13 protein-coding genes are annotated in these 15,377 nt (G+C 45.7%); 9 read left to right on the forward strand and 4 right to left on the reverse strand.

Annotated features, from left to right (window positions below):
• Positions 1–110 precede the first annotated feature (110 nt).
• A complete protein-coding gene (locus J4N43_RS04395) occupies positions 111–2,888 on the reverse strand; it encodes an insulinase family protein (protein ID WP_053349554.1) in 2,778 nt (925 codons plus the stop codon).
• Positions 2,889–3,262: 374 nt separating this feature from the next.
• On the opposite strand from J4N43_RS04395, the gene sixA reads away from it, so the two are divergent.
• Positions 3,263–3,727 carry a phosphohistidine phosphatase SixA gene (gene sixA / locus J4N43_RS04400; RefSeq protein WP_005380537.1) on the forward strand — a complete coding sequence of 155 codons (465 nt, stop codon included), beginning with the start codon at positions 3,263–3,265 and terminating at the stop codon, positions 3,725–3,727.
• A gap of 96 nt (positions 3,728–3,823) precedes the next feature.
• Here sixA and smrB read toward each other — a convergent pair whose 3' ends face one another.
• On the reverse strand, positions 3,824–4,354 hold the full coding sequence (smrB, locus tag J4N43_RS04405) for an endonuclease SmrB (protein WP_005380539.1): 531 nt from the start codon (positions 4,352–4,354) through the stop codon (positions 3,824–3,826).
• A gap of 62 nt (positions 4,355–4,416) precedes the next feature.
• On the opposite strand from smrB, the gene prmB reads away from it, so the two are divergent.
• Both prmB and aroC read left to right on the forward strand, forming a co-directional pair.
• A complete protein-coding gene (gene prmB / locus J4N43_RS04410) occupies positions 4,417–5,349 on the forward strand; it encodes a 50S ribosomal protein L3 N(5)-glutamine methyltransferase (RefSeq protein ID WP_005380541.1) in 933 nt (310 codons plus the stop codon).
• 179 nt (positions 5,350–5,528) lie between these two features.
• Positions 5,529–6,614, forward strand: coding sequence for a chorismate synthase (gene aroC / locus J4N43_RS04415; RefSeq protein ID WP_053349555.1), 1,086 nt, complete (start codon positions 5,529–5,531; stop codon positions 6,612–6,614).
• A gap of 223 nt (positions 6,615–6,837) precedes the next feature.
• On the opposite strand, the gene J4N43_RS04420 is transcribed toward aroC, so the two are convergent.
• Complete coding sequence (locus J4N43_RS04420; RefSeq protein WP_005380544.1) at positions 6,838–7,461, reverse strand: trimeric intracellular cation channel family protein; 624 nt, start codon at positions 7,459–7,461, stop codon at positions 6,838–6,840.
• A gap of 332 nt (positions 7,462–7,793) precedes the next feature.
• On the opposite strand from J4N43_RS04420, the gene J4N43_RS04425 reads away from it, so the two are divergent.
• The 3 genes from J4N43_RS04425 (at position 7,794) to J4N43_RS04435 (ending at position 9,284) form a co-directional block, all read left to right on the forward strand.
• Positions 7,794–8,324 carry an elongation factor P hydroxylase gene (locus J4N43_RS04425; protein ID WP_053349556.1) on the forward strand — a complete coding sequence of 177 codons (531 nt, stop codon included), beginning with the start codon at positions 7,794–7,796 and terminating at the stop codon, positions 8,322–8,324.
• Between the two features lie 25 nt (positions 8,325–8,349).
• Positions 8,350–8,613 (forward strand): YfcL family protein, encoded by a 264-nt coding sequence (locus J4N43_RS04430; RefSeq protein WP_017635933.1) that lies wholly within the window; start codon positions 8,350–8,352, stop codon positions 8,611–8,613.
• A 146-nt stretch (positions 8,614–8,759) separates the two neighbouring features.
• Complete coding sequence (locus J4N43_RS04435; RefSeq protein WP_053349557.1) at positions 8,760–9,284, forward strand: NADPH-dependent FMN reductase; 525 nt, start codon at positions 8,760–8,762, stop codon at positions 9,282–9,284.
• A gap of 76 nt (positions 9,285–9,360) precedes the next feature.
• On the opposite strand, the gene mnmC is transcribed toward J4N43_RS04435, so the two are convergent.
• Positions 9,361–11,379 carry a bifunctional tRNA (5-methylaminomethyl-2-thiouridine)(34)-methyltransferase MnmC2/FAD-dependent 5-carboxymethylaminomethyl-2-thiouridine(34) oxidoreductase MnmC1 gene (gene mnmC, locus J4N43_RS04440; RefSeq protein WP_053349558.1) on the reverse strand — a complete coding sequence of 673 codons (2,019 nt, stop codon included), beginning with the start codon at positions 11,377–11,379 and terminating at the stop codon, positions 9,361–9,363.
• 128 nt (positions 11,380–11,507) lie between these two features.
• Between mnmC and fabB the strand changes: the two genes are divergently transcribed.
• The 3 genes from fabB (at position 11,508) to J4N43_RS04455 (ending at position 15,203) form a co-directional block, all read left to right on the forward strand.
• The gene (gene fabB / locus J4N43_RS04445; RefSeq protein WP_005380557.1) at positions 11,508–12,719 is read left to right on the forward strand and encodes a beta-ketoacyl-ACP synthase I; all 1,212 of its coding nucleotides are present in this window, start codon (positions 11,508–11,510) and stop codon (positions 12,717–12,719) included.
• A gap of 340 nt (positions 12,720–13,059) precedes the next feature.
• Positions 13,060–14,193, forward strand: coding sequence for a 4-phosphoerythronate dehydrogenase (locus J4N43_RS04450; RefSeq protein WP_062730491.1), 1,134 nt, complete (start codon positions 13,060–13,062; stop codon positions 14,191–14,193).
• Complete coding sequence (locus J4N43_RS04455) at positions 14,190–15,203, forward strand: aspartate-semialdehyde dehydrogenase (protein WP_005380562.1); 1,014 nt, start codon at positions 14,190–14,192, stop codon at positions 15,201–15,203. The genes J4N43_RS04450 and J4N43_RS04455 overlap by 4 nt, the downstream gene beginning before the upstream one ends.
• Positions 15,204–15,377: the final 174 nt, after the last annotated feature.

A 15,377-nucleotide genomic window follows, 5' to 3' on the forward strand; every position in this document is an offset into this window, starting at 1 on the left:
ATTTCAATTTTCTGCTAATTATGGTGCCGATTCAATCTATGAGACCGACAATCTCACTGGGCTCTAGGTACATACTTAGTATTCGACAATTTTATTTCTGCGCAACTAGATCACCCCAAGCCGCAATCTTTTGGCCGAAGTTGGAACTCTTCAATTGATCCAATTTCTTGTCCTAGATGGATGCGCGGAGCCTCCGAATGCGCTTGACCTTGAGAGTGCATGATCAAACGATTTGCAGTACGAGGTTTCAATTCGTTCACAACGAAGCGAATCATGTCTGCGCGCGTCAGCTTCTTCAACTCCGCCAGTACCTTGTCACGTTGGTTAAACTCAGTGTCCTTATTTCCTATCGCAACCCAAAGACGTTGAGCCCGTCCTCGAAGTGTGGTGTCCGGCGTTGCTATTTGGTTCCACAAGCCGCGCTTACTGCTGTGCCATTGGTAATCGTTTAACTCTAACAGCACCATATAAAAGGCATTTAAAAACTCATCGATTGAGGTAACCAGCTCGGCCGGTGCTGCATTAGGTGACTGCACATACAGTACAATACCAGGGTGACGATTTAGCGGCATATTGCCAGTGCCTACCATGTAACCTAATTGCTGCTTGGTACGGATTTCATGGAAAAACGTTGCCGACATAAGGTGATTGGCCAATGAGTATAGCGCGATACTACGAGGCTCAATATCCTCGCACTGGTGGTAAATAACGACCGCGGAATCTTGCTGGTTACAATGCACCTCACGTTGAAAACTGCCATTTTTACCTAGCATAATGAGCGGACGAAGTGCCTCTTCATAACGTTGCTCGTTAACTCTTAGAGCATCCTTCAAGGTCGTAGCCATGTCATGGGCTTGCTGGCGTTGCCAGTCTCCGTAAACAAACATTTCAACGTGCAGTTCTGCAAGAATGGATTCTACGAATACCGAGAGTTCATCGACTTCGATTTCTTCTAGCGCTTCGACTAAGGTTGCGAAAGGCGGGTTATTGGGTTGAAGTAACCCAGTAAGTGCGTTAAACAGCTGCGAAATAGGGCGATCTTGTGAAGCATTTCTCCAGTTTCGTAACAGTTGTTGTTTGATGGTTTCAAAGCGAGCAGGGCTGAAATCTCGAGAAGCAAAACGGTGCAGAATCATTTCCAGCAACTGAGGCAGCTTTTGACTGAACCCAGAGAGGGTTAAGGTCACGCCACCTTGGTGAGCGTACATGTTGTAACCCATCCCTGCGATTTCTGCTTGATAGGTTTCTTTTGCTAGCGAATCGAGGAACATCTCTACACATAAGCGCGTTTTGACGATGTTCTTTGGTGATGCAACGGCATGAGAGCTGTCGATAGCGACATAAACGACACCTTTAGGCACGCGAAATTCGTCATCTTGCAAATGCCACAGCCGAAACCCTTCGAGATCCTCAATCAACTCTGGCAGCGAGTCACCATTTTCGAGTGGCATGGGGTCGAGGTCGTAGCAAATATAAGGGTTCTTTTCCGGTAAGACGAATTGCCAGCTTGGGTCGATTTGTTGATAGAAACGACGTTGGTCTTCACTAAAAGGTGTGACGGAGTACGGGGTAAAGTACCATTCGGCAGTACGGTTGTATTCCAGGCCTTTAGCAATCAAAGTGACGCGTACATTATCGATGGTTAAGTATCGCAGCAATGAACGCTGTAACTCCTCATCGTAGCCCGTCATTTTGTAGTCACCATAAACCGTGTCTTCCGGTTGATAGTGCTGCATGTTGATCACCAGATGGCTGACGAGATCCATTGGGCGCGATGGCTCTTGGAAGCGAAAAGCCGATTCTAATACCGCTTGTTTTTCGAGATAGCGCCATTCATCTAACCCGTCTTGTTTGATCATCGAGAGGTATTGAAAAACTGCTTGAACGATATCATCAACATGATCTAAGCCGTTTGGCGTCAGGGTGCAGCTTACGGTAAAGTCTCGGTAGTTACTGCCACTCGCGCCGCCGCCCGCTGAGAGAGAAGTAATCCAGCCTTTTTCTTTGAGTTGAAGCATCAAACTGCCTTCTCCTTCATAACCCAACAGGTGAGCAAAGTAGGAGAGTGGCTTCACGCTATAATGCGCATCCATTCCCGGCATGGGGAATGTGAGAATCAGTTTACGGAACTCTTTGAGCGGCTCGACTTGAACCAAAATGCCCGTGCTTTCCTCAGTGCCTATCGGTACATCAATCGATTTTCCACGAAGGTGGTGATTTGGGATGTCGGCAAACATGGTTTCTACCCAAGCTTGCTGTTCATCGAGCGACTGTGGCCCAAATAGAGTCAGTGTCATCAAATCGGCGGAATACTGAGAGTGGTGAAACTCCACAATTTCGTCGCGGATGGATTTACCATCTCGGTCGCCAAGAGTATCTAAGTTTCCGACAGAGAATTTTGAAAACGGGTGCTCTGGATTGATGACTTCTTTGTTAACTTGATACAGGCGACGAGAATCATCATTAAGTTTGAGCTTGTATTCGGAGTCGACAGCCTGTCGCTCTTTGTCTAATGCTTCTTCGTTAAACAAAGGTGCGGTAAAGAATTGGCTAAACCGATCTAAGGCACTTTCAAAGGCATTTGGAGCAATATTGAAAAAGAAACAAGTGTGCTCTGTACCAGTCCAAGCGTTGTTTGTTCCACCGTGTTGGCTAATATAGCTTTGAAACTCGCCCACTTTAGGGTATTTTTCCGTACCCAAAAAAAGCATGTGTTCTAAATAGTGTGCCAGACCTTGGCGATCGTTTGGGTCGTCGAAGTGTCCAACGTTCACTGCCAGAGCAGCTGCCGACTGTTGAGCTGTATCGGAATGAATCAGCAGTACACGCAGTTCATTGCTCAAGGTAATGTAGCGGTATTGATTTGAATCGTTAGGACTTAGATGCACGATGCGTCTCCAGATTTCGCATTACAGTAATTTAGGCTCCCCTCGCGGGGGGCGCAAAGTTTGCGTTTCGACAAATACTGCTTGCCGTATTTTTGTTATTCGTAGACTTCTGCACAGGCCCATCGCGTTTGCGTATGGGGAAGAACTGTTTGAGTGAATGCTCTGAACTCATTGCACAGTTAAATAGTGTGATGAACTGAGTACATTCTTTTAATAGATTGTTAAGAAAGTCGCTATCTTTAACAAGCGAATTGGTATAATGAACAGATAATTATATCAGTATTTTTGTTTCGTCATTGTTAAAGTTAGCCCCGTCTATCTAATAAAGATAGCAGTCAACCTTTTGGTAGCGTTAGCTATCCCTAGGAAATAACATGAAAATATTCATCATGCGTCACGGTGAAGCCGAGCATTTTGCAGATTCAGACGCAGCACGACAATTGACCCCAAGAGGCAGAGTCGAATCAGAAGCGGTTGCTAGAGCCTGTAAAGAACAGGGTTTTGCGCAATTCGATAAAGTGTTGGTGAGTCCGTACATTAGAGCTCAACAAACTTGGCAAGAGATCAGTGCGTATTTCTCTGCAAAAAGCATTGAAACTTGTGAAGATATTACACCTTATGGCCAGTCCGAGCATGTCTTCGATTTCGCAAGTGCGTTAATCGAAGTCGAACAATTGGACTCGCTTTTGTTCGTATCGCATTTGCCTTTGGTCGGTTATCTGACTTCAGAGTTTGTAAAAGACATGACACCTCCGATGTTTCCTACATCAGGCCTAGTGTGTATTGAATATGATTTACAAACACAAAATGGTGAAGTGCTATGGCATATTACGCCATAAGTGTCTAAACCAAAATAAGCGTTTGCAAATTAGAGACCGAATAAGAAAGGCAGGAGATCCCTGCCTTTTCGTTTCGTCGTGTCTACAGCAAGCTTGTTACTTTTCAGGAATTGAAAGCAACACTAACAACGCACCATCACCACCAAATTCTAGTGGCGCTTGGTGAAAAGCCATAACGTCAGGATGCTGTGCTAACCAAAGTGGGGCTTTCTGTTTCAGGATGTGTTTCCCAATACCATGTTGCACACACGCACAATGAATCTCGTTTTTGATGCAATAGGCTATCATCGCACCAAGCTCGCGTTTTGCTTCTTGCTGTGTCATGCCGTGCATATCGAGGAACACGTCCGGTACATACACGCCACGACGTAGACGTTTGACTTCATAAGTGGAGACGTCGTCACGTGCATAACGAGTTGGACCTTCATCGTTTAATAGAGGGACAAACTCGTCTGAAAAGTAAAATTCAGAGTCACTCGCTTCACGGTTGGAGCGCTTGATTTCTTTTTGCTTAGTATTTTTTTTTGGTTGCTGGATTATGGTATCCTGTCGCAACTTTTTTACGCCCTGTACTGCTTCCTGAAACAAGGCGAAATCGTCATCGTTCTCGGTGTCTTTTTTGCTCATTAGGTAAACAATTTCATTAATAAACTTTATTGGCAGTATTGTAGCGCTTTTCGGAGGCAATTTTGGATAAGATTTTTGTAGAAGAAGCGGTATCGGAGCTGCATACCCTTCAAGATATGATTCGTTGGACGGTAAGCCGCTTTAATGCAGCGAACCTGTTTTACGGTCATGGTACTGATAATGCGTGGGATGAAGCAGTTCAGCTTATCCTGCCAACCTTATACTTGCCGATTGATGTGCCTCCGCATGTATTGAACTCTCGCCTAACGACAAGCGAGCGTCTGCGTATTGTTGAGCGCGTAGTAAAACGCATCAACGAGCGTACGCCAACAGCATACCTAACCAACAAAGCATGGTTCTGCGGTCTTGAGTTCTTCGTTGATGAGCGTGTACTTGTACCACGCTCTCCAATCGGTGAGTTGATTCAAGCGGAATTCCAACCTTGGTTGGTGGAAGAGCCTACGCGCATCATGGACCTATGTACGGGTTCTGGTTGTATCGCGATTGCTTGTGCGCACGCTTTCCCTGAAGCAGAAGTGGATGCGATCGACATCTCTACAGATGCTCTACAAGTGGCTGAGCAAAACGTACAAGATCATGGCATGGAGCAGCAAGTGTTCCCAATTCGCTCTGATTTGTTCCGTGATCTTCCAAAAGAGAAATACAATCTAATCGTGTCCAACCCACCATATGTGGATGAAGAAGACATGAACAGCCTGCCAGATGAGTTCACGCATGAGCCTGAGCTTGGGCTAGCTGCGGGTACGGATGGTCTAAAACTAGTGCGTCGTATTCTTGCTAACGCGCCAGATTATCTAACAGATAACGGCATTCTTATTTGCGAAGTCGGCAACTCAATGATTCATATGATGGAACAGTACCCAGAGATTCCATTTACTTGGATTGAGTTCGAGAACGGCGGTCATGGCGTGTTTATGCTAACGCGTGACCAGCTGGTTGAGTGTGCAGAAGAGTTTAAACTGTACAAAGACTAATAGAGTCTTGCACTAAACATCAAAACACCGAGCTTTATGCTCGGTGTTTTTTTATGCATACCTCGCCGATATTAACTCTTTACATCAAAACGTAATAAAGCCACTATGAATCCACGAAGAATTGGAAAGCAGCTATGCTCTGTTTTGAGAGAGCGTGGCGATAAAAACTTGAGGAAGTAATGGCAGGAAACAGTATCGGACAACATTTCCGAGTGACGACATTCGGGGAAAGTCACGGTATCGCACTGGGATGTATCGTAGACGGATGTCCTCCGGGGTTGGAAATTACAGAAGCAGATCTACAAATCGATCTCGACCGCCGTCGTCCAGGCACATCACGTTACACCACACAACGTCGTGAACCGGATGAAGTTAAAATTCTTTCTGGCGTTTTTGAAGGCAAAACCACGGGCACATCGATCGGTTTGCTAATTGAAAACACCGATCAGCGCTCAAAAGACTACTCTGACATCAAAGATAAGTTCAGACCGGGTCATGCTGATTACACTTACCACCAAAAATATGGCATCCGCGACTATCGCGGTGGCGGCCGTTCTTCAGCTCGTGAAACCGCAATGCGTGTGGCTGCTGGTGCAATCGCGAAGAAATACTTAAAAGATGAGTTTGGTGTTGAGATTCGTGCTTACTTGTCACAAATGGGTGATGTATCTATCGACAAGGTAGATTGGAACGAAATCGAGAACAATGCATTCTTCTGCCCTGATGCTGACAAAGTAGAAGCATTTGACCAACTTATCCGTGACCTGAAAAAAGAAGGCGACTCTATTGGCGCAAAAATCCAGGTTGTGGCAACTAACGTGCCTGTTGGTCTTGGGGAACCCGTATTTGACCGTTTGGATGCAGACATCGCGCACGCACTAATGAGCATCAACGCGGTGAAAGGCGTGGAAATCGGAGACGGTTTCGAGGTGGTAACCCAAAAAGGCAGTCAGCACCGTGATACGCTCGCTCCTGAAGGTTTTGGTAGTAATCATGCGGGTGGCATTCTTGGTGGTATCTCGACTGGTCAAGACATTGTCGCAAACATTGCGCTTAAGCCAACATCAAGTATCACTGTGCCGGGTGAGACCATCACAAAAGAAGGTGAACCAACTCAGTTGATCACCAAAGGTCGTCATGACCCATGTGTGGGTATTCGTGCTGTGCCTATCGCAGAAGCGATGCTGGCTATTGTGGTGATGGATCATTTACTACGCCACCGTGGTCAAAACCATGGCGTAACAACTGAAACACCGAAGATTTAAGAGCTTTGTGTCATTCCAGCGAGCTATAGCGAGACTAGGAATCTAATTTCAGCACGATGAAAAGAGAAAGAAACATCCCTGACAACAGAGTGCTCGGATAATAGATCCTGAATCATGCTCCTTCGTCGCTGTTCAGGATGACTGAATATAAAATTATGCCACTCACTGAATCGCGGGTGGCACAATTTTATCAGGCAACCTTTTTTGTTTAAGTAGTTTTTGCTTAATGAATCGAGCCTTCGGTTTCCAAATGGAAAGAAGGCAGACGCCACTTAAAGCGTACCGCAGCCATACGCAACATGTAACCAGTAACCAGTGTAATAATAGTGGCAGTGACATCGGGAACATTGAATTCTAATAGCGCTAAGTACATTCCTGATGCGATAAGAGCGACAGAAGCGTAAAGCTCTTCATGCAGTACCAATGGTGTTTGGCGACAGATTAAGTCGCGAAGTAGCCCACCGAATACACCAGTTACTAACGCTGAAACCATACAAATACCAGGGTGCAAGCCCATGCCCATCGCAATTTTTGTTCCGATGATACTAAACACGATTAAACCTAATGCATCGAGGCGAATGAACAGACCTTTCAGCTTAATCACCCATTTCGCTAAACCTGTTGTTAGCACACCTGCAACACACGTAATTGCAAGGAACTCTGGGTTTTTTACCCAACCAAGAGGGTAGTGGCCTAATAGAATGTCACGTACGGTGCCACCACCAATGGCCGTTGCGCTGGCCACCAACATAACACCAAACCAGTCCATCTTTCTTCTACCAGCACTTAACGCACCTGTCATGGCTTCAGCCGTGATACCAATGATATACAACACACTTAGCAACATAGGGAAACACTCAACGTAAAAAGTCACTACGTTCTACGAGAATCAGCGTAGGCGAAGTAACAACACTTACAAACGGTTCTATCTCTCTTAAAAAGTGATTAAAACCAGCAACATGCTTGTAATCAAACGGCTTAAAAATAGCGGTTTGAACGGCATCAAAATAAGGCGAGAGTGTAGTGGTAAATAAGTACGCTGACGAATGAGAAATTGTATGGAGAAAGCGATGTTCAGATAAATTCAACTAATAACCAAAAATGTGGGGTTGCCTTTACCTCATAGCTAAAAACAGCGACAATATGCAGCGCATGTCAAACTGAAGTACAAACTCGACGATGACCCACGAATACCAAGACTTAATCACCATTTTTAATGACACCTTTTTAGAACAATTTAATACGAAATTAGAGTTAGGTGGTGATGAGCCTATTTATCTTCCTGCTGATGATGAACACCCTCATCATCGGATTATTTTTGCTCGGGGTTTTTACGCCTCTGCTTTACACGAGATTTCGCATTGGTGTGTGGCTGGTCCAGAGCGTCGTTTGCTGGAAGATTTTGGCTATTGGTATGAACCCGATGGGCGAACAGCAGAAGTTCAAGCGGAGTTTGAGAAAGTTGAAGTGCGACCTCAAGCTTATGAATGGATTCTGGCACAAAGCGCTGGCTTCCCTTTTACGGTGAGTTGTGACAATCTACACGGCGATTTTGAACCAGATAGGCTCGGCTTTATGCAAAAAGTACATAAAGAAGTGCTGGGTATTTTGGACGTAGGCTTGCCTTTGCGAGTGAAAATGCTTTCTGATGCCCTGCGCGCATTTTATCAAACTAAGCCACTGGAAGCGTCGGACTTTTGCGTTAAATAACCATTAATAACCTCAGAGATACACCATGATTATTGAATTTGAAGAAAAACTACTGGAACTGATTGATGCTCGAATTGAAACAGCATCTGACGATGAATTGTTTGCTGGTGGTTATTTACGTGGTCACATCTCTTTATCCGCGGCGTCTTGTGAAGAAGAAGGGATTAGCGATATTACTGAGCTGAAGTCACGCATTGAGAGCAGCTTAGAAAATGCGCGTACCGAGTTAAGCCCGGCCGATCGCGTGATTGTCAGTGATTTGTGGCAAGAGCTCCAGGCTCAGGCTTAGTCCCTAAGCAGCGTTCTCCCTTTATTTAATCCCAGTCATTTACTACTTCGAAAAATTCGAACCTCTTCATAAAATTTTTGTGGTTGTAGCGAAACTGTTCAACTTTTATTCTGATCAGCACAAAACGTGAACAAAGGATTACAACCATGAAAATTGTCGCATTTGGTGCATCTACCAGCTCTACCTCAATCAACAAACTACTTGCTACATACGCAGCAAATCAAGTCGAAGGCGCTCAAGTGAATGTTCTAGACTTAAACGATTATCAAGCGCCAATGTTTAGCGAGGACAAAGAGAAAGAAATAGGTCAAGCTGAAGGGGCTGTCGCGTTTTTACGTGACTTGGCGGAGGCTGACGCTATCGTTGTTTCCTTCGCAGAGCATAACGGTTCGTACCCAGCGGCCTATAAAAACTTGTTCGATTGGGCGACGCGCATTGAGCGTAATGTATTTCAAAACAAACCTGTCGTTTATTTAGCAACTTCCCCAGGTCCCGGTGGTGCACAAAGTGTTCTTGCGGCGGCGACAGGTTCTGCACAATTTTTTGGCGCGGATGTAAAGGCATCGTTATCTGTGCCGAGCTTCTACGAAAATTTTGACGTGGAATCGGGTAAGGTTGTAAACCCAGAAGTGGCAGAGCAAGTGAAACAGGCAGTTGCACTGCTGAAGTAATCTCAGTACGAGCAACTTAGTGAGTTAGCGATTCCCGACACGTATCTGTGTCGGGAATTAAAACGAGAGAATACTCTTACAGCTCGGTAATGGCTTTGCCTTTTCTTAGTTTACGAACCCATATTCGACTTGGGTGAAGTTCGGTCAATACATCAACCGGTAATGGCAGCGGGTCCCCACAGATCTGGGAGGCCAACACTTCAGCTAATAATGGTGCAGAGCTCAGTCCACGAGATCCTAAACCTAAGAAGCAGAATAGGTTAGGGTACTGATGAATGGTTTCTACCTCTTCTGCTTTTTGATTTTGTAAGTTGGCGTATTGCGTTTTGATCGTCTCAAAGTCACCCACATTCCCGACAAATGGTAAGTGATCTCGGCTAACACAACGAATACCTTGGCGAGATTGATTACCAGTGATATCTACCTCTTTTGCCCATGTTTGATTCGGTACACATTTCACTAGCTTTTCCGCATTATCTTTTTGGGCGTTTTCATCAAATTCGTAGTCAAGGTGACTGCGGTCGTAGCTTGCACCGATACACAAGTGTTGATTACTTGGGTTAACAGGTGTCATGTAACCGTCGTAACACAACACCGTTTTCAGCTGACTCAGCATTTCGGTTGCTGGCGCATGACTGACTTGTCCTTTCACCTGCCCCATTGGTAGGGAAGCGGTTTGACTCAATGTCTGGAACTCATGGCCGTTCGCAATCACAACCGTTGAGTGCTCAAATGTTTGACCACTCGCCGTTAGTAGCCAGAGCTGGCGCTTTTCATCCCAATCTAATGCCTCAACAAGATGTTCAAACTTCGTTGAGAGTAACGACGTCTGCTCCAATTGTTTAATTAACCCACGCGTTAACTCGACAGGGCACAGCCACCCTCCCATTGGGTAGTGCACAGATGCCATATCAATAGGTAACCCGATAGTGTTCGCAGTTTCCTCAGCGGACAGCTTTTGAATGAGCTCTGGAGTGAAGTTACCCGCAAGCATTTTCTCCAGTTTGTCTGTGGATTTGTCATCCCACATCAACTGAGTTACGCCACACCAGTCATGATCAAAATCGATCTCTTGTGCTGCTTGTTCAACAAACTGACGTGCGAACAAAAATGCAGGAGCAAACACACGCGAAACGCCAGTATGGGGACCGTTCAACAATGGATACACGGCCCCTTGACGATTACCCGACGCTCCTTCGGCTGGTTGAGTGTCTTTGCAGTAAAGCGTGACGTTTTGGCCACGACGAACCAACGTTTTCGCTAACGCCGCGCTGGCTATACCACCACCAATGATGGCAATCGAATCAAGATTGCTAGATGCTGTGCGATTGAACCAAGGGAGATGGTTCGACTGCTTTTCACGTTGCTCCATAGAGCCGGCGATCATTTCTCGCTTAGTGCCGAAACCTTTCACCTTTTTCATTGTAAAGCCAGCTTCGTTCAAACCACGACGTACAAAGCCTGCTGCGGTAAACGTGGCAACTGTACAATCTTGCTTGGCTAGCTTTGCCATGTTGTTGAACAGGCCTTGGTTCCACATCTCTGGGTTTTTGCTTGGCGCGAATCCATCTAAGAACCAAGCATCAATCAAACCTTGTTCGTTGTATGGGACTTGCGGCATGCAGTCTTTAATGTCACCAAACCAAAGGTCGAGTGTGATTGCGCCGTCTTCTAAAACAATGCGATGACACTCCGGCACAGCGGCAGGGTAGTGCTTTTGTAACTTTTCCGCGTATTCAGCTAGCTCAGGCCAAGCTTCATGCGCCTTCTTTAAATCGGCTTTGCTTAATGGGTATTTTTCAAAGCTAATAAAATGCAGCTCTTTCAATGTTGCGTCTGGATGCTGACGACGAAACTCACGAAACCACTGGCATACTGCTAAGAAGTTTAATCCCGTGCCAAATCCTGTTTCACCAATGACAAAACGTCTTTGGTCAAATTCCTGCCATCTTTCTGGGAGATGATTTTGTTTTAAGAAAACGTAGCGTGTCTCTTCAAGACCGTTTACGTTAGAGAAGTAAACATCATCAAATTGGTCTGAAACCGGAGTACCAGCTTCGTTCCAACCAAGTTCTGCGTTTTTTATTGAAGTCATAATGGTGCAAATTTGTGATTTGGCGCGGTAAGAATGGGGCGATTGTACGAATTTATGGGAAAGCTGACCACTTTTGTTGACTATCTTAGTTATCATCTAGCGGATTTTTGAATTATAGGAATGTCATAATGAAACGAGTCGTAATCACCGGTATGGGTATTGTTTCAAGTATCGGTAACAACGTCGAAGAAGTTCTAGCGTCTCTTAAAGCGGGCAAATCTGGCATCACTGCATCTGAGCAGTTCAAAGAACACGGTCTTCGTTCGCAAGTATGGGGTGACCTAAAAATCAACCCGGCGGAACACATCGACCGTAAGCAGATGCGCTTTATGGGTGATGCGGCTGCTTATGCATACCTATCAATGGAGCAGGCAATCGCAGACGCTGGTCTTACAGAAGAGCAGGTTTCAAACGATCGTACCGGTATCGTTGCAGGTTCTGGCGGTGCTTCTGCATACAATCAAACGGTAGCGACAGACACGATGCGCGCCAAAGGCGTAAAGCGAGTTGGTCCTTACATGGTTCCTCGTACTATGTCTTCTACTGTTTCTGCTTGTCTTGCTACGCCATTTAAGATTCGTGGCGTGAACTACTCAATGAGCTCTGCATGTGCAACATCTGCACACTGTATCGGCCATGCTATGGAGCTTATTCAACTAGGCAAACAAGATATTGTTTTTGCTGGTGGCGGCGAAGAGCTAGATTGGTCTCAAACTATGATGTTTGATGCGATGGGCGCACTGTCAACCAAATACAATGACACGCCAGACAAAGCATCTCGTACATACGATGCAGACCGTGACGGTTTTGTTATCTCGGGCGGCGGCGGCATGCTGGTTATTGAAGAACTAGAGCACGCACTGGCACGTGGTGCGAAAATCTACGGTGAAATCGTAGGTTACGGTGCGACATCAGATGGCTACGACATGGTAGCGCCATCAGGTGAAGGCGCAATTCGTTGTATGAAGATGGCGATGCAAGACGTTGATGGTGTGGATTACATCAACACGCACGGCACATCGACACCAGTTGGTGACGTGAAAGAGCTTGGTGCTATCCAACAATTGTTTGGTGAGAACAGCCCTGCAATCTCTGCAACAAAAGCAATGACTGGCCACGCACTCGGCGCAGCGGGCGTGCACGAAGCAATTTACTCAACACTTATGCTAGACAAAAACTTCATTGCTCCAAGCATCAATATTTCAAACTTGGACGAAGCAGCACAAGGTCTGGACATCGTGACAGAAGCACGTGATGCAGAGCTAACGACCGTAATGTCAAACAGCTTTGGCTTTGGCGGCACAAACGCAACTTTGGTTATTAAAAAGTACCAAGGTTAACTGAATTTGTTGGCGCCTTGCGAGAGTACTGTAAACGCCAACAATCCAGTTTCCAGAGCTTGATCAGTCACACTGATCGAACAGACGCAGACTCTATCCCATGGAGAGCGGGATAGGATCCTTTTGTTCTGGAACTTTGCCCGGCTATTTAGCCGGGCTTTTTCTTTTCTCTGTTTCTGCTTTTCTCTAGGCTTCCCGTCAATTGATTCTATAGGAGTTACCTCCTTGAGGTTTATTGGTGTTATATCTTGAGATTTTTCGGGAAAAGGGCACAATCGCTTTAGTTTCGCATCTTGCGAATAAACGAACTCTTACAAATGGATGTTAGAACGCTGGCGCTATGAAAATTATTGTTGATGAAAATATGCCGTATGCTGAAGAACTATTCAGCCAACTCGGTAACGTAATTCTAAAACCAGGTCGTACACTGACCGCCGAAGATTTAGTGGATGTTGATGCCCTAATGATTCGCTCAGTCACCAAAGTGAATGCTGACCTGATCAGCAAAGCAAACAAGCTGAAGTTTGTTGGTACGGCCACGGCAGGCATGGATCATGTTGACCAAGCACTCTTAAAAGAGAAAGGCATTTTCTTCACTGCGGCGCCAGGGTGTAACAAAGTGGGTGTGGCGGAATACGCGTTCAGCGTGATGATGGTGCTCGCTCAGCAACAAGGTTTCTCGGTATTTGACAAGACGGTAGGTATTATTGGTGCAGGCCAAGTAGGTAGCTACCTAGAGAAATGTTTGAAAGGCATGGGTATTAAAGTTCTCATCAATGACCCATTCAAACAAGAGGCTGGTGATCCTCGTAGCTTTACTCCGTTGACAGAACTGATTGAAAGCTCAGACATCATTACACTACATACGCCAATCACCAAAGGTGGCCCATACCCAACGCATCATTTGATTGATGAGAAGGTATTAAATGGTCTCCGCAGCGATCAAATTTTGATTAACGCGGCTCGAGGTCCCATCGTTGACAACGCTGCTTTGAAACAACGTCTTTTGAAAAATGATGGCTTTACAGCGGCACTCGACGTATTTGAATTTGAACCAGAGGTTGATATGGAGCTTCTGCCTCTGCTAGCATTCGCAACCCCTCACGTTGCAGGCTACGGCTTGGAAGGGAAAGCTCGCGGTACGACGATGATTTTCAACAGCTATTGTGAGTTCTTAAATAACGAATTACGTGCGCATGCCAGCGATTTACTGCCAACCGCGCCTGTTCCTACTATGGTATTGGACAGAGCTTGGGACGAAGCAACACTGCATAACATCACGCAGTTAATCTATGATGTGCGTAGAGATGACGCTCTTTTCCGCCGTGAAATCAGTAAGCCAGGCGCTTTTGACCTGATGCGTAAAAACTACTGGGATCGCCGTGAATACAGTGCTGTCACGCTAGTGGGTAACAAAACATGTAACCTTGCTCCATTAGCAGAACTAGGTTTTCAGATTGAGGTAAGTCAATGAGCCAGCAATATAATGTTGCCATTTTAGGTGCGACCGGTGCGGTCGGTGAAACAATTTTGGATGTGCTTCAAGAGCGCAAATTCCCAGTAGGCGAAATCTTCCTACTCGCGAGTGAGCGCAGCGAAGGCAAGACTTACCGCTTCAATGGTAAAACGGTACGCGTTCAAAACGTAGAAGAGTTCGATTGGTCTCAAGCGCATATCGCACTGTTTTCTGCTGGTGGTGAGCTATCAGCCAAGTGGGCTCCAATTGCCGCTGATGAAGGCGTGATTGTTATCGACAATACATCACACTTCCGTTACGAGTACGACATTCCTCTTGTTGTGCCAGAAGTAAACCCAGAAGCGATTGCAGAGTTTCGTAACCGTAACATCATCGCGAACCCGAACTGTTCAACCATCCAAATGCTGGTGGCACTAAAACCAATTCACGATGCGGTGGGCATTGAGCGTATTAACGTATCAACTTACCAATCGGTATCTGGTGCAGGAAAAGCGGGTATTGATGAGCTAGCAGGTCAAACGGCGAAGCTGCTAAACGGTCTGCCTGCAGACAAGAAGCAATTCTCTCAACAGATCGCGTTTAACTGTATTCCACAAATCGATCAGATGATGGAAAACGGCTACACCAAAGAAGAAATGAAAATGGTGTGGGAAACACAGAAGATCTTTAACGATCCATCAATCACAGTCAATCCAACGTGTGTACGTGTTCCTGTATTCTACGGTCACGCAGAAGCACTTCACATTGAGACTCGTTCACCTATCGATGCACAAGAAGTCGTTAACTTGCTTGAGCAAACTGACGGTATCGAAGTGTTCCACGGTGAAGACTTCCCTACACAAGTTCGCGATGCGGGCGGTAAAGACCATGTAATGGTTGGCCGTATCCGTAACGATATCAGCCATCATAGCGGCGTAAACCTGTGGGTTGTTGCTGATAACGTGCGTAAAGGCGCGGCAACTAACGCGGTGCAAATCGCAGAAGTTCTGATCCGCGATTACTACTAAGTCGCTTACAGTTCATTTCAAAGCCTCGCACAGTGCGAGGCTTTTTTGTACGAACGAAACAAAATAGTGTGAGATTAGTACGAATATGGCGAGAGCCACACATTTTTTATTCTCAACGCTATAGTTTTGCATGCGATATCCGATATATTTAACCGATCACCATTTCAAATTGTA

Source organism: Vibrio sp. SCSIO 43009 (genome assembly GCF_023716525.1).
GTDB lineage: Bacteria > Pseudomonadota > Gammaproteobacteria > Enterobacterales > Vibrionaceae > Vibrio > Vibrio alginolyticus.